Here is a 17,939-nt window from a genome sequence, read left to right as displayed (position 1 = left end):
CGGGCGGGCGAGGGGCCCGGACCGGCGGGCGGTCCGGGCTGGTGGGTCGGGTCGGTCCTCCGGCCAGTCAGAGGCGGCCGGCGGGGCAGCTGCTCGGACTCAGCGTTTCAGGACGATCACATTGCGACGGGCGGCGCCGGACTTGGTATCGGCGATCGCCTCGTTGATCTGATCCAGGCTCCAGTGGCGCGACACCAGCTCGTCCAGCTTCAGCCGTCCCTGCCGGTACAGGTCGATGATCCAGGGAATATCCCGCTTGATCACCACATTGCCCATCTTCGAGCCGACAAGACCCTGGCCGGCATCGGCCATGATCAGCGGCGAATAGGTGGCGACCTTGTCGCCATGCGGCATGCCGACCATCACCACCTTGCCGCCGGCGGCCAGATAGCGCGGCGCCATCGAGTAGACCTCGGCCACGCCGACGGTGACCAGTACGATATCGGCGCCGCGGCCGAGGATCTTCTTTACCGCGTTCCACGGCTTCGCCTCGGTCGCGGAGACCACGTCGGTGGCGCCGAACTCCTTTGCCGCCTCCAGCTTCTCTTCCAGCATATCGACTGCGACGATCCGGCGGGCGCCGGCGATATGGGCGCCCTGGATCGCGTTCAGCCCGACGCCGCCGGCCCCGATCACCACCACATCCTGACCCACCCGCATCTCGGCGGCCAGCGCGGCGGCGCCGACGCCGGTGATCACACCGCAGGAGATGACCGAGGCGACATCCATACCCATGTCGCCGGGGATCTTCACGATCTGGCTCTGATCGACGACGACCTTTTCCGCGAAGGCGCCGCAGGCCAGCGCCTGATAGAGCTTGCCGCCGTCGGCGGTTTGCAGCGGATGCTCGGTGCCGCCCTTCGGCGCCTCGCAGGTGGTGGGCCGGCCGGAGCCGCAGGAATCGCAGTGGCCGCAGGCGCGGATCAGAGTGACGCAGACCGGGTCGCCGACGGCAAATCCCTGGACCCCCTCGCCAAGCGCGGTGACACGGCCGGCAGCCTCATGGCCGTAAACCGCCGGCAGCGGCCCGCCGAAGCCACCGTCGGCATAGCTGATATCGGAATGGCAGATCGCCACCGCGTCGATCTCGACCTCGACCTCTCCCATTGCCGGCGGCGCCAGTTGCACGTCCTCGATGACCAGGGGTTCGCCGAAAGCGTGACAGACGGCGGCCTTGATGGTTTGCATGATGTCTTCTCCCATATTTTCCGGCAGCGTGGCCCGGCGCGCCGCTCTGGGCAAGGGCGTTTTCGTCAGACGACAGCGAAGGCCGTGATCAGCCCCTGCCGCTGCGGGCCTGCAGGACCACGATCAGGGCAACGCCGGTCAGCAGCAGCGCCACCAGAAAGGGCGCACCGGGCAGATGGAGCGGCGCGGTCGCGCCGGTGAAGGCAGCGAAGACGCTGGTCATCATCAGGGGAGAGATGATGGCGGCCAGCGCGTTGCCGGCAGTCAGCACCCCCTGCAGTTCGCCCTGGGCGTCGTCCGGGGCGATCCGCGACATCAGCCCCTGCAGCGCCGGCATCACCACCGCGCCGAAGGCGGCCACCGGCGTCAGGCTGAGCAGCAGCCAGCCGTCGTTGAGAAGGGCGATGGTCAGCATGCTGATCATGTTCAGCACCAACCCGCCGATCACCGTGCCACGGTCGCCTAGCCAACGCAGTACCAGCCGAATCAGTCCGCCCTGAACCAGGGCGACGGTGATCCCGAACAGGGCCAGCGACAGGCCGACGGTTTTCGGTGTCCAGCCGAAGCGGGCCTCGGTGAAATAGGGCCAGATCGCGGGGTAGACGAAGATCGCGACCGAATAGAGCAGGTAGACCGCCAGCAGCGGGCCGACACCAGGCAGCCGGGCGATGCTGTGGAAGGCGCGCAGCGGATTGGCGCGGCGCCAGTCAAAGCGCCGCCGGCGTTCGGGCGGCAGGGTCTCGCGCAGCACCAGCAGGCCGAACAGGAAGTTCACCCCGGCCAGCAGGGCGGCGGCCTGAAACGGTGCGCGCGGGCCGAAATCGCCCAGTACCCCGCCGATCACCGGCCCCAGAACGAACCCCGCGCCGAAGGCGGCGCCGATCAACCCGAAGTTGGCGGACTTCTCCTCCGGCCGCGATAGATCGGCCATGCAGGCGGTCACCGTGGCCTGGGTCGCCGAGGTCAGCCCGCCGACCAGCCGCCCGATCAGCAGCAGCCAGATGCTCTGGGCCCAGGCCATGACCAGATAGTCCAGCGTCAGCACCGCCAGCGAGATCAGCAGCACCGGCCGTCGGCCGCGCGCGTCCGACAGGTTGCCCATCGTCGGGCTGAAGAGGAATTGCATCACCGCGAAGCCGGTGGTCAGCACCCCGCCCCAGACGGCGGCCTGGGCCAGGCTGCCGCCCTCCAGGTCCTGAATCAGGCTGGGCATCACGGGCAGGATCAGCCCGACGCCCATCGCTTCGAGCATCATGGTGATCAGCAGAAACAGGCGCGGCAGTTGGGGCAAGGCGGGAACCGGGAAGAGCGGGGTTGAACAGCCCGACGCTAACGGCCGGAGGCGACGGAGGAAAGCGTTGGACGTCGGCAATCAGCCGTGGCCGGTGGCGGCGAGAAATCCAGTCAGCGCGGTGGCGAAGTCCTCTGGTCGGTCGACCGGGGGCAGGTGCCCGGCCCCCCGGATCAGCCGCATCTGCGAGCCGGGAATCAGATCGACGGTTTCGCGGGTCAGATCGGGCGGGGTGATCCCGTCTGCGGTGCCGGCAATGCCCAGGGTCGGCAGCCGCAAGCCGCTGGTGGGCGTATAGAAATCGGTGCCGGCAATGGCGGCGGCGCAGCCGAGATAGCCGGCGCAGGGCTGTTCGGTCAGCATGGTGCGACAGGCGTCGGCCGCCGGGGTGGCGCGGGCCCCTTTGGCGAACCAGCGGTCCAGCGTCTCGTCGGCGATGGCCTCCAGCCCCTGGCTTTGAACCCGTGCGATCCTCCGGGCCCAGATATCCTTGGTGCCGAGCTTGGCGGCGGTATTGACCAGCACCAGCGCCCGGATCAGATCGAGCCGCTTGACCGCCAGTCCCTGCGCGACCATGCCGCCCAGCCCGAGGCCGACGAAGGCGGCATCCGTGACGCCGAGGTGATCGAGCAGCGCCTCGGTGTCGCGGACCAGAGCGCCCATCGAATAAGGCCCCTCCGGCACCGAGGAGCCGCCATGCCCCCGCATGTCGTAGCGGATCAGCCGCAGGCCGGCGGGCAGCAGCGGCAACACCGGCGCCCAGATCCGCAGATCGGTGCCGAGCGCGGCGGCAAACACCACCGGGGCGCCATCGGCAGGACCCACGGTTTCATATTTCAGTGCGACATCGCCCAGATCGGCAATCGGCATCGGTTCCCCCGGTTTGCGTCGCCGCCTTTTACCCGCTCCGCCCGGCAGGGCAAAGGCCGCGGGGGAAAGGCCGGGCAGAACAAAGCCCCGATGTGCGGGACACCGGGGCTTCGCGGTCGGCAGCGGGTGCCGGCCCGGTCAGACGAGAGGTCAGACCAGGATCATGTCGTTCAGCAGCAGCGAGGTATCGGTCAGCCCGGAGATCGTCAGGCTGGTGTCGCCATCGACGCCGATCACCGTGTTGCCGTCGATCACATCGGCGGCGGCGACAACATCCTCAACCGTGGTGCCCTCGGCAAAGAGGCTGCTGTGGAGCACGATGGTGTCGATGTCGTCGGTGAAATCGGTGATGAGGTCGTGACCGCTGTAAAAGGTGAAGCTGTCCTGACCTCCGCCGCCAGTCAGCGTGTCGTCGCCATAGCCGCCGTCCAGCGCATCGGCCTTGTTGCCGCCCTGCAGGGTGTCGTCGCCATCCTCGCCGAACAGCGCATCCTTGCCGTTGTTGCCGCGCAGGAGATCGTCGCCGGCGCTGCCGAACAACTGGTTGGCGCCAGCGGTGCCGATGACCTTGATGTCGATCTCGCCCTGGAAGGCGAAGTCTTCGAACCCTGTCGCGCTGCTGGCGGAGATCACCGCGTCGGCGGCGGTGAAGACGCCTGTGCCGAGGTTGAAGGTCAGGGTCATTTCCACCGGCACAGCGGGGAAATGGAACAGCATCAGAAAATCGTGGCCGTTGCCGCCGTCGACGGTTTTCACCCCGTCGAAACTGATTTCCACCTGATCGTCGCCCAGACCCGCATCGACCAGATCGTCGCCGCTGTCTGCGATGATGAAGTCGTCCCCGCTGCCGCCGAACAGCCTGTCGTCGCCGGCGCCGCCGTCAATGAAATCGTTATCGGCTCCGCCATAGATCCTGTCGTTGCCCTTGCCACCATAGAGGCTGTCGTGACCGTCTTCGCCGAACAGCTTGTCGAACCCGTTGCCGCCGTCCAGCGTGTCGCCGTCGAGCCCGCCGTAGATTTTGTCGTTGCCAGTGCCGCCGATCAGGTTGTCATAGCCGGCGTTGCCATTCAGCACATCGTTGCCACCCCGGCCCAGCAGCACGTCGTCACCGGCCGCAGTGGTGATGATATCGTCCCCGCCCACCAGATCGGAAAACTTGAAGACCTCGATCCCGGTGAAGCTGGTGTTTTCGCCTTCGGCCGTCTGGAACACGCCGCTGTAGCCGCCGCCTGCCGAGGGCACCGGGGTTTCCAGCAGGACGCCGCCCGCGCCGGAGACGAGTGTATAGACCAGCCGGTCCTCCTCAGCAGTGCCGGTGATGACGCGGTCCAGGGGGCCTTTTACGAAGAAATCCATGAGTTTCTGCTCTCCCAACAAATGGTTCAGCTCATATGAACCAATTCATATGGGGACCACCGGGAGGTCAGTTGCTTTGATCAAAATCAACTTTTGCGATGTATTGCATGTTTTTGCCCGGATGCCGCCGCGTCCCCCGCTCGGGCGGGGGATCGGCAGTATCGGGTGCGGGCAGGGCGCCCGGCCCTGCCACTGAGGAGGCCCCTGAGGGGGCCATGTCAGAGCTCTGTCAGAGCGTGTCCAGCGCCAGACGGAAGACCTCGGGATCGACGTTGCCGCCCGAGGCCACGGCGATCGCGGTGTCGCCTTCGATCCGGTCGCCATGAAACAGCGCGGCGGCCAGGGCCACGGCCCCGCCGGGTTCGATGACGATCTTCAGCCGGGTGAAGGCCAGCGCCATCGCCCTGAGCGCTTCGTCCTCGGTTACCGCCAGACCCGGGGCGCAGAGCCGGTTGAGGATCGGAAAGGTGATCTCGCCGGGTTGCGGGGTGATGATCGCGTCGCAGAGCGATCCCGACAGCCGGGCGTTGCGTTCGATCCGGCCGCTTTGCAGCGATCTGGTGACATCGTCGAAGCCCTCGGGCTCGCAGGGGTGAACCCGCATCGCCGGCGCCTTGGCCGCCAGTGCCAGCGCGATGCCGGAGGTCAGCCCGCCGCCGCCGCAGGGCACCAGAACCTCTGCCCCGGTCACGCCGATCTCAGCCGCCTGTTCGGCGATCTCCAGCCCGGCGGTGCCCTGCCCGGCGATCACCAGCGGGTCGTCGAAGGGTTTGATCAGGGTCAGTCCGCGATCGGCACTGAGCTTGGCGCCAAGCGCATCACGGTCCTCGTTGGCACGATCATAGAGCACCACCTCCGCCCCCAGGGCGCGGGTGTTGTCGATCTTCATCTTCGGCGCATCCGCCGGCATGATGATCACCGCCGCCACGCCATGGCGTCGGGCCGCCATCGCCACGCCCTGGGCGTGGTTGCCGCTGGAAAAGGCGATGACGCCCTTGGCCCGCACCTCGGGCGCCAGCGCCGAGATCGCCGACCAGGCGCCGCGGAACTTGAAGCTGCCGGTATGCTGCAGACATTCGGGTTTGATCAGCAGACGGCGCCCGGCGATCTCGTCCAGAAAGGGCGAGGACAGCAGCGGGGTGCGCCGCGCCTCCCCGGCGAGACGGCCGGCGGCGGCTTCGATCATCGCGATATCGGTCATGCGGTCTGCTCCAGCAGCGCGCGGATCGCGTCGAGCGCTTCGGGTTCGTCCAGAAACGGCGGGTGGCCGCGATCCGGCACCTCGGCGGCGATCAGCCCCGGGTGGCGGCGCTGCATCTCGGTCAGGGTGTCGTGGCAGAGGATGTCGGAATTGGCGCCCCGGATCACCGCCAGCGGCAGTTTCGCCAGCGCCTCGAAGAACATCCACATGTCCGGGGTGGCGCCGGTGGCGGCCTGTTCCAGCAGCGCCTTGTGCAGGTTGCCGTCGTAGCGCAGGGCCAGGCCGTCGCCGGTTTCGGCGTATTGATAGCCGGCCTGCCGGCGCCAGACCTCGATCGGGACGCCGGGGAACTCCGGCTCCAGCGCGGCCTGCATGTCGGTTGCCGCCTGATCCAGTGTCCTGGCGCGGGGCAGCTTACCGACGTAATCCATGATCCGGGCGATGCCCTGGGCGCCCACCACCGGGCCGATATCGTTCAGAATCACTCCGGTCAGGCGTTCCGGATGGCTGGCGGCCAGCGCCATCGCCAACAGGCCGCCGCGCGAGGTGCCGAGGATCGTCACCTTGTCGATCCCGAGGTGGTCGAGCAGTTCGATGGCGTCGCGGCCTTCGCGGATCACATTATAGTTCATGTAATCGGGATCGTTGTCGGACTGGCCGCGACCGCGGCTGTCCAGTGTGATCAGTCGCAGATCGCTCAGATGCGGCGCGACGAAGGAGAAATCCAGCCCGTTGCGGGTCAGCCCGGCGAGGCACAGCAGCGGGCGGCCGCTGCCGGTGTCGGTGTAGTGGAGCCGCTTGCCGTCGGAAGTGGTGAAAAAGCTCATGGGGGTCTGCGGACCTGTCTTGAAAGGATCAGCCTGTGGGGTTCGGCGGCACAGTTGCACGTTGCCGCCGGCTGGGAAAGGGGCGGTTTCGCGTGGATTTTCCCATCGGGTTTACATCCTGGTCCCAGTCCCTAGGCTGGGCCGTTCAATTCACGCCAATGATTGGAGCTTTTATGACCACGATCAAGACCGGAGACACGGTCCGCATCCACTATACCGGAACCCTCAAGGACGGCAGTCAGTTCGACAGTTCCGAGGGGCGGGAGCCTCTGGAATTCACCGTGGGGTCGGGGCAGATCATCCCCGGGCTCGATGCCGCGCTGCCCGGCATGGCGGTGGGCGAGGCCAAGACGGTCGAGGTGCCCTGCGACCAGGCTTATGGCCCGACCAATCCCGAAGCGCGCCAGAGCGTGCCGCGCGAAGGTATCCCCGACCATATCCCGCTGGAGCCGGGCACCCAGTTGCAGATGCAGACGCCGCAGGGGCAGGTGGTGCCGGTCACCGTCGTCGCCGCGGATGAGGCGACGGTGACACTTGACGCCAATCACCCGCTGGCCGGGCAGGATCTGACCTTCGCGATCGAGATCGTGGCGATCAATCCCTGATGGGAGTAAGGCCGGACCCTTGCTGAGCGGGGGGCCGGTCGTCCGCCCCTCAAGGGGGGCGCCCTGGCCGGGGGCGTCCCGCGCGGACCGGCAATCCGGCCATGGCCCGTCGCGCCGCACTGTGGTGATATGCGCGCGAACGATCATGAAGGGCCCCGCCGATGCCGAACCAACTGGACGACTTGCTGGACCGCCTGCGCGATGTGCAGGAGGAGGTGCAGCAGGAGATCGAAGACCGCCGCGCTGCCTTCCGCTATCGGATCAGGCGCGGCCGCGTCGAATTCGACGCCGATATCCGCCGCCGTCACCGCGAGCTGCGTGAAAGTTGGCTGAGCTTCCTGTCGCGCACCCGGCTTCTGGTGCTGGTCACCGCACCGGTGATCTATGCGCTGATCATCCCCTTCGCGCTGCTCGATCTCTTCGTCTCGGTCTATCAGGCGATCTGTTTCCCGGTCTACGGGCTGGAGAAGGTGCGCCGCGCCGACTACATCGCCATCGACCGTCACCACCTGGCCTATCTCAACGGGCTGCAGAAGCTGAACTGCGTCTACTGCGGCTATTGCAACGGGTTGATCGCCTATGTGCGCGAGATCGCCGGGCGCACCGAAAGTTACTGGTGCCCGATCAAACATGCCCGCCGCCTGGCCAGCACCCATGATCATTACACCGGCTTTGCCGATTTCGGCGATGGCGAGCGGTTCCGTGAGGACTGGGACCGTACCCGCGCCCGGGTGAGCCGGCATCACCGCTAGCCCCCCCTTGCCTCTCCGGGGCGCGCGGGGTCTTCTGGGGCCGACAACGGGAGGGAGGATGCGATGACCGGATGGCTGATCGAACGGCTGGGGATCGACTGGCCGATTTTTCAGGCGCCGATGGCGGGGGTGGCGACCCCGGCGCTGGCGGCGGCGGCGACCGAGGCCGGCGGCCTGGGCGGGCTGGGGCTGGGCGCATCGACCGTGGCCGGGGCCCGGGCGATGATCCGCGATACCAGGGCGCTGACCGGCGGCCCCTTCAACGTCAATCTCTTCTGCCATGCGCCGGCGCAGTCGGATGCGGCGGTCGAGGCCGCCTGGCTGGCGGCGATGGCGCCGCTGTTTCACGGTTTCGGGGCGGAACCTCCCGCAGGGTTGGCGGAGATTTACCAGAGCTTTCTGAACGACGACGCCATGCTGACCATGCTGCTGGAGGAACGCCCCGCCGTGGTCAGTTTCCACTTCGGCCTGCCGGACCGACGGCGCATCGCGGCGCTGAAGGCGGCGGGGATCGTGCTCTTTGCCTCCGCCACCTCGGTGGCCGAGGCGCGGGCGGCCGAGGCAGCCGGGCTCGACGCGGTGGTGGCTCAGGGCTATGAGGCGGGCGGCCATCGCGGCATCTTCGATCCTACCGGCCCGGATGAGCAATTGGGCGCCCTGGAGCTGACCCGACAGCTGACGGCGGCGCTCTCCTGTCCGGTGATCGCCGCCGGCGGGCTGATGAACGGGGCCGATATCGCAGCGGCGCTGGCCGCGGGGGCGGAGGCCGCGCAGCTCGGCACCGCCTTTGTCGTCTGTCCGGAAACCGCGGCGGATGCAGCCTATCGCGCGGCACTGCATGGGGCGGCGGCGGCGCAGACGCGGATGACCGCGGCGATCTCGGGGCGGCCGGCGCGGGCCCTGCCGAATCGCTTCACCGACTGGGCAGAGGCGCATGCGGAGTTGTCCCCGCCGGCCTATCCGATTGCCTATGACGCCGGAAAGGCGCTGAACGCGGCGGCGAAGGCGGCGGGAGAAACCGGCTTTGGTGCGCAATGGGCCGGGCAGGGGGCACCGCGGGCGCGGGCGCTGCCGGCGGCGGAACTGATGGCGACGCTGATCGCCGAATTGAAAAAGGCGCGGGGGGAGTGACCCGCCCGCGCCTTGCATGCCTGCGTGAGAGACGCGCCTAGAGGTTTTCCGCCTTGGGCATGCCCAGCACGTGATAGCCGCCATCGACGCGGATGATTTCGCCGGTGGTATAGGCGCCGGCATCGGAGGCCAGATAGACGGCGGTGCCGCCGACCGCCTCAAGCGTCGCGTTGGAGCCCAGGGGCGCGTTGTTGTCGGTGAACTTGTAGGTCTTGCGCGCACCACCGATGGCGGCCCCGGCCAGGGTCTTCATCGGGCCGGGAGAGATCGCGTTGACGCGAATCCCCTCGGGGCCCAGATCGGCGGCGAGATAGCGGGTGACCGATTCCAGCGCCGCCTTGGCGACGCCCATCACGTTGTAATTCGGCACCACGCGGGTCGAGCCCTGATAGGTCAGCGTCAGCAGCGTGCCACCGGCATCCTTCATCATCGGATAGGCGCGGCGGGCGACCTCGATGAAGGAATAGGCGCTGATATCCATCGAATTCTTGAAATTCGCGCGGCTGGTGTTGAGGATCCGGCCGGTCAGCTCCGACTTGTCGGAAAAGGCGATGGCATGGACCAGAAAGTCGATGGTCGGCCAGCGCGATGACAGCGCCGCGAAGGCGGTATCGAGCGAGGCGTCGTCGGTGACATCGACATCGACCATGAAATCCGACCCCACCTGCGCGGCCAGGGGCTCCAGCCGCTTGCCGAAGGCCTCGCCCTGATAGGTGAAGGCCAGTTCGGCCCCCGCGTCATGCATTGCCTTGGCAATCCCCCAGGCGATGGAGCGGTCGTTCGCCACCCCCATGATCAGCCCGCGTTTGCCTTTCAGAAGATCCGACATGTTCTGTTTTACCCGTGATATTTCGACAGGATCATGGATCCGTTGGTGCCGCCGAAGCCAAAGCTGTTGGTCATGACGCTATCAAGCCCGGCATCGAACACCGGCGCCAGGGCGATTTCAGAGGCATCCAGCGCCGGGTCAAGCGTTTCGACATTGATCGAGGGCGCGATGAAATCGTTCTGCAGCATCAGCAGGCAGAAGATCGCCTCCAGCGCGCCGGCGGCGCCCTGGGCATGGCCGGTCATCGATTTGGTCGAGCTCACCGGCGGGGTGCTGCCCTGGCCGAAGACGCGGCGCACTGCCTCCACCTCGCCGACATCGCCGACCGGGGTAGAGGTGCCATGCGCGTTGATATAGCTGATCTTGCGGCCTTCCGGCAGGGTCTGCAGCGCCAGCCGCATCGCCCGTTCGCCGCCCTCGCCGGAAGGGGCGACCATGTCATGACCGTCGGAGGTGGCGGCATAGCCGGTCACTTCGGCATAGATCTTGGCGCCGCGCGCCTTGGCGTGTTCCAGCTCCTCCAGCACGACGATGCCGCCGCCGCCGGAGATCACGAAACCGTCGCGGCCCGCATCGAAGGCGCGCGAGGCGCGTTCGGGCGTATCGTTGTATTTCGAGGACATCGCGCCCATGGCGTCGAACAGGCAGGACAGGGTCCAGTCCAGCTCTTCGCCGCCGCCGGCGAACATCACGTCCTGCTTGCCCATCATGATCTGTTCCGCCGCGTTGCCGATGCAATGCAGCGAGGTCGAGCAGGCCGAGGTGATGGAATAGTTGATGCCCTTGATCTGATAGGCGGTCGCCAGGTTGGCGGAGATCGTCGAGGACATGCACTTGGGCACCGCGAAGGGCCCGATCCGTTTGGTGGCGCCGGTCTTCAGCACGGTCTGATGTGCCACCAGCATGGCGCTGGTCGACGGTCCGCCGGAGCCCGCCACCAGGCCGGTGCGCGGATTGACCACCTGGGTTTCGTCCAGGCCGGCATCGGCGATCGCCTCGGCCATGGCGATATGGGCATAGGCCGCCCCCGGTCCCATGAACCGCAGCGTGCGCTTGTCGACATGCTGGGTGACATCCAGGTCGATGGTGCCGGCCACTTGGCTGCGGAAGCCATGTTCGGCCATCTCCGGGCTGCCGGCAATGCCGCTGCGCCCGATTTTCAGCGATTCCAGAACCTCTGCGGCATTGTTCCCGATGGAGGAAACGATACCCAGCCCTGTGACGACGACGCGGCGCATCGGCGGTCTCCTCGTAGGCTTGGCGCGAAAATGCGCACTCAGGGGGCGACAGTGCCCCTCGCTCTCAGGTTGATCAGGCGCCAGCGGCGGACAGACCGACCTTCATCCCTTTAACCGAATAAATCTCTTCTCCGTCGGCCACAACCCGGCCGTCGGCGACGCCCAGTTTCAACTTGCGGTCGATCACGCGAACGAAGTCGACGTAATAGGTGATCATCTTGCGGGCCGGCGTCACCATGCCCGAAAGCTTCACCTCGCCGACGCCGAGCGCCATGCCCAGCCCCTTCATGCCGCGCCAGCCCAGGTTGAAGCCGGTCAGCTGCCACAGCCCGTCCAGACCCAGGCAGCCGGGCATGATCGGGTTGCCGGGGAAGTGGCATTTGAAGAACCACAGATCCGGGGTGATGTCGAATTCTGCTACCACATGGCCCTTGCCGTGCTCACCGCCGTCGGCGCTGATCTCGGTGATGCGATCCATCATCAGCATCGGGGGTTCGGGAAGCTGCGCATTGCCGGGGCCGAAAAGCTCCCCCCGGGCACATTTCAGCAAGTCGTCTTTGTCGAAGCTGCTGGCGAATTGGGACATCCTGCCGCGTCTCCCTTGGCGCGTGGTACATTTGGGTCCCTCTAGCACCGCGCGGAAGGGTCCTGCAAGGGCGCTGCGCAAGGGGCGCTGTTTCAGCGCAGGCATTGTTGCGATGCTGTTGCGACTGAAAATCATTTGTGTTTGGCTTGGGCCACGCCCTATATATACGGTCATCAAGACGAACGGAGCCGGAAAATGACGTCGGACGCGACGGCATACGCCACGGAAACGCAATATGCCACGCAATGGCTGGCCAAGGCAGGGCTGCGGCCGACGCGCCAGCGCATGGCGCTGGCCGAGCTGCTGATCGGCGACGGGCAGCACCGCCATGTCACCGCCGAAAGCCTGTTCGAAGCCGCCAAGAGCAAGGGCGCTGCGGTGTCTCTCGCCACGGTCTACAACACGCTGCGCGCCTTCTGCGAGGCGGGCGTGCTGCATGAGATCACCGTGGACGGATCGAAAAGCTATTTCGACACCAACACCCACGACCATCCGCATTTCTACTGGGAAGACGATGGCCGTCTGTCCGACGCCCCGGCCGAGCAGTTGCAGATCGCCTGCCTGCCGGATGCCCCCGAGGGGGCGGAGATCGCCGCGGTCGAAGTGGTGATCCGCCTGCGCCGCAAGGGCTGAGCCCGCCGCCCGGCTCCCTGTCGGGGGCGCGGGTCTGATGTTCTGCCGGTCCGGAGACGCCCGCCATGCCGCATCCGCTTGTTACCTCCGAGATGATCCGGACCTTCCAGCACGACGGCGTCGTGCTGGTGCCGGGGCTGTTTGCCGGTCAGGTCGAGATGCTGCGCCAGGGGGTGGCCGCCAATATGGCGGCACCGGGGCCCTATGCCTCGGAAAACCGCAAGGCGGGGGAAACCGGGCGGTTCTTCGACGATTACTGCAACTGGCAGCGCATTCCCGAATTCGCCGAGGCAGTGGCGCAGTCGCCGGTGGCCGAGGTGGCGGCCGATCTGATGGGCTCGAACAGCGTGCAGATGTTCCACGATCACGTGCTGGTCAAGGAGCCCGGCACCTCGATGGCGACGCCCTGGCACCAGGACGGCCCCTATTACTTCGTCGAGGGGCGGCAGACGGTCAGCTTCTGGTCGCCGCTCGATCCGGTGGAGGAGGCGACGCTGCGCTGCGTCGCCGGGTCGCATCTGTGGCCGAAAGAGGTGCTGCCGACGCGCTGGGTCTCGGAAGAGGGGTTCTTTCCCGATGAGGGCCGCTACATGCCGGTGCCCGATCCGGAGGCGGAGGGGATGCGGATCGTCGAATTCCCGATGCAGCCGGGCGATGCGGTGGCCTTCAACTTCCGCGTCCTGCACGGCGCCCGCGGCAATACCAGCGCCGCACGGCGGCGCGCCTTCTCGCTCAGGCTGCTGGGCGACGATGCGCGCTATGTCGAGCGGCCGGGCCGCACCTCGCCGCCGTTTCCGGGCCACGGGATGGTGCCGGGCCAGCGGCTGCGCGCGGATTGGTTCCCGCTGATCTGGCCCCGGGCGTAGCAGGGGGGGGCGCTGCCCCCCGGACCCCCCGGAGTATTTTGCAGAGAAGAAGAGCGGGCGCGCTTGTCTCCGGCGCGGTCCTGGGCGAGGCTGGGGCATGGCGACGATCCGGGTTCCAACACAGTTCGGGGTGCTTTCCGTGACGGCGGAGGCGGAGGCGATCGTGCGCGTGCGCTGGGATGCCCCGGCGGAGGGCGAGGCAGGCGCGTTGCTGGAGGAGGCGGCGGCGCAGATCGCCGCCTATGACGCCGGGCAGCTGGCGCGCTTCGACCTGCCGTTCAGGGTCCGGGGCAGCGATTTCCAGCGTGCCGTCTGTGCCGCGATGGCGGCGATCCCCTTTGGCGAGACCCGCACCTATGGCGAGATCGCGACCGATCTGGGGGCGCCGGCCCGGGCGGTGGGGGGCGCCTGCGGCAGCAATCCGATCCCGGTGCTGATCCCCTGTCACCGGGTGATGGGCGCGGGCGGGCGGCTGACCGGGTTTTCCGGCCAGGGCGGGGTGGAGACCAAGGTGGCGCTGCTGCGGCACGAGGGCGCCGGCGGCTTTCTGATCTGAGCCGCCTTGGCGATTGCATTTGCCGCGCCGTCGCCGCAGGTTGGGCGAAATTCCGAGGAGAAGGACGATTGGAATGAGCGAGACTGGGGATCTGGCGGCGCGCAAACAGGCGGTGGTCGCGGGGCTGATGGCGCTGGAAGCGGCCGAGCTGGAGAGCGCCGAGGCGCATTACGAGGCCTTCCTGAAGGAGAGCGCGCTCGGCGATCGGGAGGAGCACGACAAGGACGATATCGCCACCGCGCGCGAGAACGCCGATCTGGCCGCCGCCTTCGATCACCCGGTGATGACGCATCATGCCAAGATCGACGTGATCGAGAATATGGATTTCGCCCTGACCGAGACGGTGGGGCCGGGCGCCGTGGTCGGCTTCGGCGGCAAGCATTTCATCGTCGCGGTTTCGACCGCGCGGTTCGACGTCGCGGGGGTGACCTATATGGGGATCTCCACCAGCAGCCCGATCTACAAGGCGATGGCGGGGTTGGCGGCGGGCGACAGCTTCAGCTTCAACGGGCGCGAGATCGAGATCGAAGAGGTGCTCTGATCCCGCGGGCGGATCACCCGGCCTGCCCGCCGCGGGCCGGGATCACCTGCTGGGCGATGCCGGCCGACAGCAGGTAGATCGAGGTGACCACCAGCCCCCAGTGGGCCCAGCTGTCGGGGTGGAAATCGACCCAGGCGGCCCAGCCGGCGAAGAAGGTCCAGGCCAGCGCCATCGGCAGGGTCAGCGCCCGCCAGCGTTCGGTGCGCACGGGGTGGACGAATTTCAGCGGCAGGAACATCGCCACCGCAAGGGCGGCGACGAAGCCGAGGATGATCCAGAAATTCGGCTCCAGCGCGAAGAATACCAGCACCGCCATGTTCCAGCAGCCGGGAAATCCCTTGAAGGAATTGTCCTGGGTCTTCATCCGGGTATCGGCGAAATACATCGCGCTGGTGAAGGTGATGACGATGATCGCCACCCAGCCGGTCCAGCCATCCATCAGCCCGGATTTGAACAGGGCGAAGGCCGGAATGAAGACATAGGTCAGGTAATCGATGATCAGGTCCAGCAGCACGCCGTCGAATTCGGGGGCGAAGCGCTTGACGTGATAGCGCCGGGCCATCGGGCCGTCGATGCCGTCGACGAAGAAGGCGACGACGAGCCAGAGGAACATCAGGCTCCATTTTTCCTCAACCGCGGCGAGCATCGCCAGCATGGCGAAGACGGCGCCGGTTGCAGTCAACAGATGAACGGAGAGGGCACGCAATTCTGGGGTCATGGAACCGTCATGCCCCAACTGCGGCGAAATCGCAAATGGAAGCGGCGGGGAAACCGGCGCGGCGCGCGCTGCCTCGGTGGCGGCCCGGGGTGCCGGCGCCCGGCCGGGCGCGGTCCCGGGGTTTCTTCTCTGCCAAAATACTCACGACCCGCCGGCCGGGCCCTGCGACCGTGCGGGCATCAGGCCTTGGGGTGGCTGCGGTCGTAGACCTCCATCAGCCGGGCGGTGTCGACTGCGGTATAGGCCTGGGTGGTCGACAGCGAGGCATGGCCCAGAAGCTCCTGGATCGCGCGCAGATCGCCGCCGGCCTCCAGCAGGTGGGTGGCGAAACTGTGACGGAGCGCATGCGGGGTGGCAGTCGCCGGCAGGCCCAGCTGCATGCGCACATCGGCCATGGCGCCCTGGATCGCGCGCGGGTTGAGCGCGCCGCCGCGCACGCCGCGAAACAGCGGCCCCTCCACCTCTTTCGGATAGGGGCAGAGCCTCAGGTAGGCCTCGACCGCCTCACGCGCTGCCGGCAGCACCGGCACGACGCGTTCCTTGCCGCCCTTGCCGAGGATGCGCAGCGCGGTCGCCAGCGGCGCATCGGCCCCCTTGAGGCCGAGCGCCTCGGAGATCCGGAGCCCACAGCCATAGAGCAGGGTGATCACCGCCGCGTCGCGGGCCGCGATCCAGGGGGTCTGGCTGTGCTGCTCCATCTGATCGATGACCGCGCGGGCGGCATCGGGCGCCAGCGGCCGCGGCAGTTTCGCTTGGAACTTCGGGGCCCGGGCGCTGAGCACGGCGGTGGGGTCGAAGCCTTCGCGCTCGGCCAGCCAGCGATAGAAGCTTTTCACCGCCGACAGCTTGCGCGCCAGCGAGCGGGCGGAGATGCCGCGGCTGCGTGCCTCGGCCATCCAGGCGCGGATTTCGGGGGTGGTGATCCGCTCCAGCGCCTTCAGCCCCTGCGGGCCGCCGCGATGGCCGGCCATGAAGGCGAGAAACCCCGCCACATCGGTACGATAGGCGATCAGCGTGTTGTCGGAGGCATCCGCCAGCGCGCCCTGGCGATCCAGCCAGTCCTGCAGCGCATCGCGGCAGGCGGCGGAGATCTCCAGGCTCATGACAGGAAGTGGCGCATCCTGCGTTCGAATACGCCAGAGAAGAAGGCCAGCAGGTCAGTGCCGTGCTGCGGGGTGAACTGATGCGGGTCTTCCGAGCCCATCACCAGCAGGCCGGGTAGCCGGCCAGTGCCGAGATCGAGCCGGAGGCAGGCCTCCGACCGCATCCAGTCGGCGGCGGCGCCATACATCCGCTCCGAACCGCGCTGCAGCTGGCGCAGGGTGACCTGACGCGGCTGGCTGGCCCGTCCGTGGCTGATATAGCGGTCGACAAATCCGGGTTCGGCCACCGTCAGCACGTTGTCCAGCCGGCTGATCGCGGGATCGTCCTCGGCGCTTTGGGAGGATTCGAGCACCAGCCGGATCGCATCGATGCGCAGGATGTCGGCGACCTCGCCGCCCAGATCGCGCAGGAAAACCTCGAACTCCAGCGGATCGAGCAGCCGCAGGATGGCGCGATGCACCTGATTGGTGCCGGCGAGGTTGTCATAGGCGGCGGCGATCACGCTGCGGTGGGTGTCTTCCAGCCGGTCGAGCCGTGCTTCCAGCCGGTCCATGGCGATGCCGCGCAGATCGACGATATTGCCGCCCATCGACCGTTCGTTCGCGTCGATCAGCGCATGCATCAGATCGCGGTCTTCGAGAATCGAATCGGGGCGCGCGATGATCGCGGCGCGCAGGGTATCGTCCAGTTTCGGGCTGCTGCTCATGTCGGCCTCTTGTTGCTGGCCGGGTTATAACATGGGTTTCGGGGAATGCGCGCGAAAACTGCACCGCCGCGCGGCACCCCGGCCAAACCATGCGCAGGTCTCGGGGGCCGGGGCAGGCGGAGCCACCGGATCCGGGGACGGGCCACCCGGGGGGCGGCGGGGCGCGCATTGGCCGGAGGGCCGCGCAGAGGGGGGAAACCGCCCCTGCGCGGCCCTGCCGAAATTACAGGATCTTCTGGCCGGTCTTGGCCCAGTCGGCCATGAAGGCGGCCAGCCCCTTGTCGGTCAGCGGATGGGCGGCCATCGCCTTGATCACGGCGGGCGGCGCGGTGATCACATCGGCGCCGATCCGGGCGCTTTCGGTGATATGGTTCACCGTGCGGATCGAGGCGGCGAGGATCTGCGTCTCATAGCCGTAATTGTCGTAGATGGTGCGGATATCCTCGATCAGCTGCATGCCGTCGAGGTTGATATCGTCGAGCCGCCCGATGAAGGGGGAGATGAAGGTCGCCCCGGCCTTGGCTGCCAGGATCGCCTGATTGGCCGAGAAGCAGAGGGTGACATTGACCATGCGGCCCTCGCCCGACAGCACCTTGCAGGCCTTCAGCCCGTCCCAGGTCAGCGGAACCTTGACGGCGATGTTCCCGGCGATCTCGGCCAGCTTGCGGCCCTCGGCGATCATCGCCTCCGCCTCGGTCGCGACCACCTCGGCCGAGACGGGGCCCGCGACCAGATCGCAGATCTCCTTGGTGACTTCGAGGATGTCGCGCCCCGATTTCATGATCAGCGAGGGGTTGGTGGTGACCCCGTCCACCATGCCCAGATCGTTCAGTTCGGCAATGGCGTCGATCTCTGCGGTATCAACGAAGAATTTCATGCGCGCATCCTTTGATGGGTTGGCCTTGCGTCGCCTTGGCTTTACCTCATGGGGCGGATTG

General features: G+C 67.3%; 20 protein-coding genes. 7 read left to right on the top strand and 13 right to left on the bottom strand.

The genetic code is table 11. From position 1 onward, the window contains the following. Window positions 1–99: 99 nt before the first annotated feature. The 6 genes from QO033_RS05830 to QO033_RS05805 all read right to left on the bottom strand — a co-directional run bounded on the left by QO033_RS05830 (window position 100) and on the right by QO033_RS05805 (window position 6,736). On the bottom strand, window positions 100–1,188 hold the full coding sequence (locus QO033_RS05830) for a Zn-dependent alcohol dehydrogenase (RefSeq protein ID WP_284480005.1): 1,089 nt from the start codon (window positions 1,186–1,188) through the stop codon (window positions 100–102). 88 nt (window positions 1,189–1,276) lie between these two features. Then, window positions 1,277–2,443, bottom strand: a complete 1,167-nt coding sequence (locus QO033_RS05825) for a TCR/Tet family MFS transporter (protein WP_407682095.1) — start codon at window positions 2,441–2,443, stop codon at window positions 1,277–1,279. 117 nt (window positions 2,444–2,560) lie between these two features. After that, complete coding sequence (gene pcaD, locus QO033_RS05820; RefSeq protein ID WP_284480003.1) at window positions 2,561–3,349, bottom strand: 3-oxoadipate enol-lactonase; 789 nt, start codon at window positions 3,347–3,349, stop codon at window positions 2,561–2,563. 150 nt (window positions 3,350–3,499) lie between these two features. Then, window positions 3,500–4,708 (bottom strand): calcium-binding protein, encoded by a 1,209-nt coding sequence (locus tag QO033_RS05815; protein WP_284480002.1) that lies wholly within the window; start codon window positions 4,706–4,708, stop codon window positions 3,500–3,502. A 229-nt stretch (window positions 4,709–4,937) separates the two neighbouring features. Beyond that, window positions 4,938–5,909: a threonine ammonia-lyase gene (locus QO033_RS05810; RefSeq protein ID WP_284480001.1), complete on the bottom strand. Its 972-nt coding sequence runs from the start codon at window positions 5,907–5,909 to the stop codon at window positions 4,938–4,940. Then, window positions 5,906–6,736 (bottom strand): alpha/beta fold hydrolase, encoded by an 831-nt coding sequence (locus QO033_RS05805; protein ID WP_284480000.1) that lies wholly within the window; start codon window positions 6,734–6,736, stop codon window positions 5,906–5,908. The genes QO033_RS05810 and QO033_RS05805 overlap by 4 nt, the downstream gene beginning before the upstream one ends. 173 nt (window positions 6,737–6,909) lie before the next feature. Here QO033_RS05805 and QO033_RS05800 point away from each other — a divergent pair, with 173 nt between their 5' ends. From QO033_RS05800 to QO033_RS05790, 3 genes are all read left to right on the top strand, one after another. Further along, on the top strand, window positions 6,910–7,341 hold the full coding sequence (locus tag QO033_RS05800) for an FKBP-type peptidyl-prolyl cis-trans isomerase (RefSeq protein WP_284479999.1): 432 nt from the start codon (window positions 6,910–6,912) through the stop codon (window positions 7,339–7,341). Window positions 7,342–7,502: 161 nt separating this feature from the next. Beyond that, complete coding sequence (locus tag QO033_RS05795; protein WP_284479998.1) at window positions 7,503–8,093, top strand: hypothetical protein; 591 nt, start codon at window positions 7,503–7,505, stop codon at window positions 8,091–8,093. 63 nt (window positions 8,094–8,156) lie between these two features. After that, window positions 8,157–9,224, top strand: a complete 1,068-nt coding sequence (locus tag QO033_RS05790; protein WP_284479997.1) for an NAD(P)H-dependent flavin oxidoreductase — start codon at window positions 8,157–8,159, stop codon at window positions 9,222–9,224. Window positions 9,225–9,261: 37 nt separating this feature from the next. Here the strand turns inward: QO033_RS05790 and QO033_RS05785 are convergent, their stop codons facing one another. The 3 genes from QO033_RS05785 to fabA form a co-directional block, all read right to left on the bottom strand. Continuing rightward, window positions 9,262–10,053, bottom strand: coding sequence for an enoyl-ACP reductase FabI (locus QO033_RS05785; RefSeq protein ID WP_284479996.1), 792 nt, complete (start codon window positions 10,051–10,053; stop codon window positions 9,262–9,264). Window positions 10,054–10,061: 8 nt separating this feature from the next. Beyond that, complete coding sequence (gene fabB, locus QO033_RS05780) at window positions 10,062–11,291, bottom strand: beta-ketoacyl-ACP synthase I (RefSeq protein WP_284479995.1); 1,230 nt, start codon at window positions 11,289–11,291, stop codon at window positions 10,062–10,064. A gap of 73 nt (window positions 11,292–11,364) precedes the next feature. Beyond that, window positions 11,365–11,877 (bottom strand): bifunctional 3-hydroxydecanoyl-ACP dehydratase/trans-2-decenoyl-ACP isomerase, encoded by a 513-nt coding sequence (gene fabA, locus QO033_RS05775; RefSeq protein WP_284479994.1) that lies wholly within the window; start codon window positions 11,875–11,877, stop codon window positions 11,365–11,367. A 195-nt stretch (window positions 11,878–12,072) separates the two neighbouring features. On the opposite strand from fabA, the gene irrA reads away from it, so the two are divergent. The 4 genes from irrA to QO033_RS05755 all read left to right on the top strand — a co-directional run bounded on the left by irrA (window position 12,073) and on the right by QO033_RS05755 (window position 14,473). Further along, window positions 12,073–12,510 (top strand): iron response transcriptional regulator IrrA, encoded by a 438-nt coding sequence (gene irrA / locus QO033_RS05770; RefSeq protein ID WP_284479993.1) that lies wholly within the window; start codon window positions 12,073–12,075, stop codon window positions 12,508–12,510. A 65-nt stretch (window positions 12,511–12,575) separates the two neighbouring features. Next, window positions 12,576–13,376 (top strand): phytanoyl-CoA dioxygenase family protein, encoded by an 801-nt coding sequence (locus QO033_RS05765; protein WP_284479992.1) that lies wholly within the window; start codon window positions 12,576–12,578, stop codon window positions 13,374–13,376. A 97-nt stretch (window positions 13,377–13,473) separates the two neighbouring features. After that, the gene (locus QO033_RS05760; protein ID WP_284479991.1) at window positions 13,474–13,932 is read left to right on the top strand and encodes a methylated-DNA--[protein]-cysteine S-methyltransferase; all 459 of its coding nucleotides are present in this window, start codon (window positions 13,474–13,476) and stop codon (window positions 13,930–13,932) included. A gap of 73 nt (window positions 13,933–14,005) precedes the next feature. Beyond that, entirely contained in the window at window positions 14,006–14,473 is a 468-nt protein-coding gene (locus tag QO033_RS05755; RefSeq protein WP_284479990.1) for a hypothetical protein, read from the top strand. A 13-nt stretch (window positions 14,474–14,486) separates the two neighbouring features. Here QO033_RS05755 and QO033_RS05750 read toward each other — a convergent pair whose 3' ends face one another. From QO033_RS05750 to fsa, 4 genes are all read right to left on the bottom strand, one after another. Next, window positions 14,487–15,191, bottom strand: coding sequence for a CDP-alcohol phosphatidyltransferase family protein (locus QO033_RS05750; protein ID WP_284479989.1), 705 nt, complete (start codon window positions 15,189–15,191; stop codon window positions 14,487–14,489). Between the two features lie 179 nt (window positions 15,192–15,370). Beyond that, on the bottom strand, window positions 15,371–16,294 hold the full coding sequence (locus QO033_RS05745; RefSeq protein ID WP_284479988.1) for a tyrosine recombinase XerC: 924 nt from the start codon (window positions 16,292–16,294) through the stop codon (window positions 15,371–15,373). Beyond that, entirely contained in the window at window positions 16,291–17,001 is a 711-nt protein-coding gene (locus tag QO033_RS05740; RefSeq protein ID WP_284479987.1) for a DUF484 family protein, read from the bottom strand. The genes QO033_RS05745 and QO033_RS05740 overlap by 4 nt, the downstream gene beginning before the upstream one ends. Before the next feature lie 223 nt (window positions 17,002–17,224). Further along, complete coding sequence (gene fsa, locus QO033_RS05735; protein WP_284479986.1) at window positions 17,225–17,878, bottom strand: fructose-6-phosphate aldolase; 654 nt, start codon at window positions 17,876–17,878, stop codon at window positions 17,225–17,227. Window positions 17,879–17,939: the final 61 nt, after the last annotated feature.

This window comes from Pseudodonghicola flavimaris (assembly GCF_030164425.1).
In the GTDB taxonomy this organism is placed as follows: Bacteria; Pseudomonadota; Alphaproteobacteria; order Rhodobacterales; family Rhodobacteraceae; genus Pseudodonghicola; species Pseudodonghicola flavimaris.
This window is presented reverse-complemented; position numbering and strand designations above follow the sequence as displayed.

Coding starts and splice junctions, on each gene's coding strand:
- QO033_RS05800 (WP_284479999.1), top strand. CDS start 6,910: ATGACCACGATCAAGACCGGAGACACGGTCCGCATCCACTATACCGGA.
- QO033_RS05830 (WP_284480005.1), bottom strand. CDS start 1,188: ATGCAAACCATCAAGGCCGCCGTCTGTCACGCTTTCGGCGAACCCCTG.
- irrA (WP_284479993.1), top strand. CDS start 12,073: ATGACGTCGGACGCGACGGCATACGCCACGGAAACGCAATATGCCACG.
- QO033_RS05810 (WP_284480001.1), bottom strand. CDS start 5,909: ATGACCGATATCGCGATGATCGAAGCCGCCGCCGGCCGTCTCGCCGGG.
- QO033_RS05760 (WP_284479991.1), top strand. CDS start 13,474: ATGGCGACGATCCGGGTTCCAACACAGTTCGGGGTGCTTTCCGTGACG.
- QO033_RS05805 (WP_284480000.1), bottom strand. CDS start 6,736: ATGAGCTTTTTCACCACTTCCGACGGCAAGCGGCTCCACTACACCGAC.
- QO033_RS05740 (WP_284479987.1), bottom strand. CDS start 17,001: ATGAGCAGCAGCCCGAAACTGGACGATACCCTGCGCGCCGCGATCATC.
- QO033_RS05745 (WP_284479988.1), bottom strand. CDS start 16,294: ATGAGCCTGGAGATCTCCGCCGCCTGCCGCGATGCGCTGCAGGACTGG.
- QO033_RS05795 (WP_284479998.1), top strand. CDS start 7,503: ATGCCGAACCAACTGGACGACTTGCTGGACCGCCTGCGCGATGTGCAG.
- fsa (WP_284479986.1), bottom strand. CDS start 17,878: ATGAAATTCTTCGTTGATACCGCAGAGATCGACGCCATTGCCGAACTG.
- QO033_RS05815 (WP_284480002.1), bottom strand. CDS start 4,708: ATGGATTTCTTCGTAAAAGGCCCCCTGGACCGCGTCATCACCGGCACT.
- pcaD (WP_284480003.1), bottom strand. CDS start 3,349: ATGCCGATTGCCGATCTGGGCGATGTCGCACTGAAATATGAAACCGTG.
- fabA (WP_284479994.1), bottom strand. CDS start 11,877: ATGTCCCAATTCGCCAGCAGCTTCGACAAAGACGACTTGCTGAAATGT.
- QO033_RS05825 (WP_407682095.1), bottom strand. CDS start 2,443: ATGATGCTCGAAGCGATGGGCGTCGGGCTGATCCTGCCCGTGATGCCC.
- QO033_RS05785 (WP_284479996.1), bottom strand. CDS start 10,053: ATGTCGGATCTTCTGAAAGGCAAACGCGGGCTGATCATGGGGGTGGCG.
- fabB (WP_284479995.1), bottom strand. CDS start 11,291: ATGCGCCGCGTCGTCGTCACAGGGCTGGGTATCGTTTCCTCCATCGGG.
- QO033_RS05765 (WP_284479992.1), top strand. CDS start 12,576: ATGCCGCATCCGCTTGTTACCTCCGAGATGATCCGGACCTTCCAGCAC.
- QO033_RS05750 (WP_284479989.1), bottom strand. CDS start 15,191: ATGACCCCAGAATTGCGTGCCCTCTCCGTTCATCTGTTGACTGCAACC.
- QO033_RS05790 (WP_284479997.1), top strand. CDS start 8,157: ATGACCGGATGGCTGATCGAACGGCTGGGGATCGACTGGCCGATTTTT.
- QO033_RS05755 (WP_284479990.1), top strand. CDS start 14,006: ATGAGCGAGACTGGGGATCTGGCGGCGCGCAAACAGGCGGTGGTCGCG.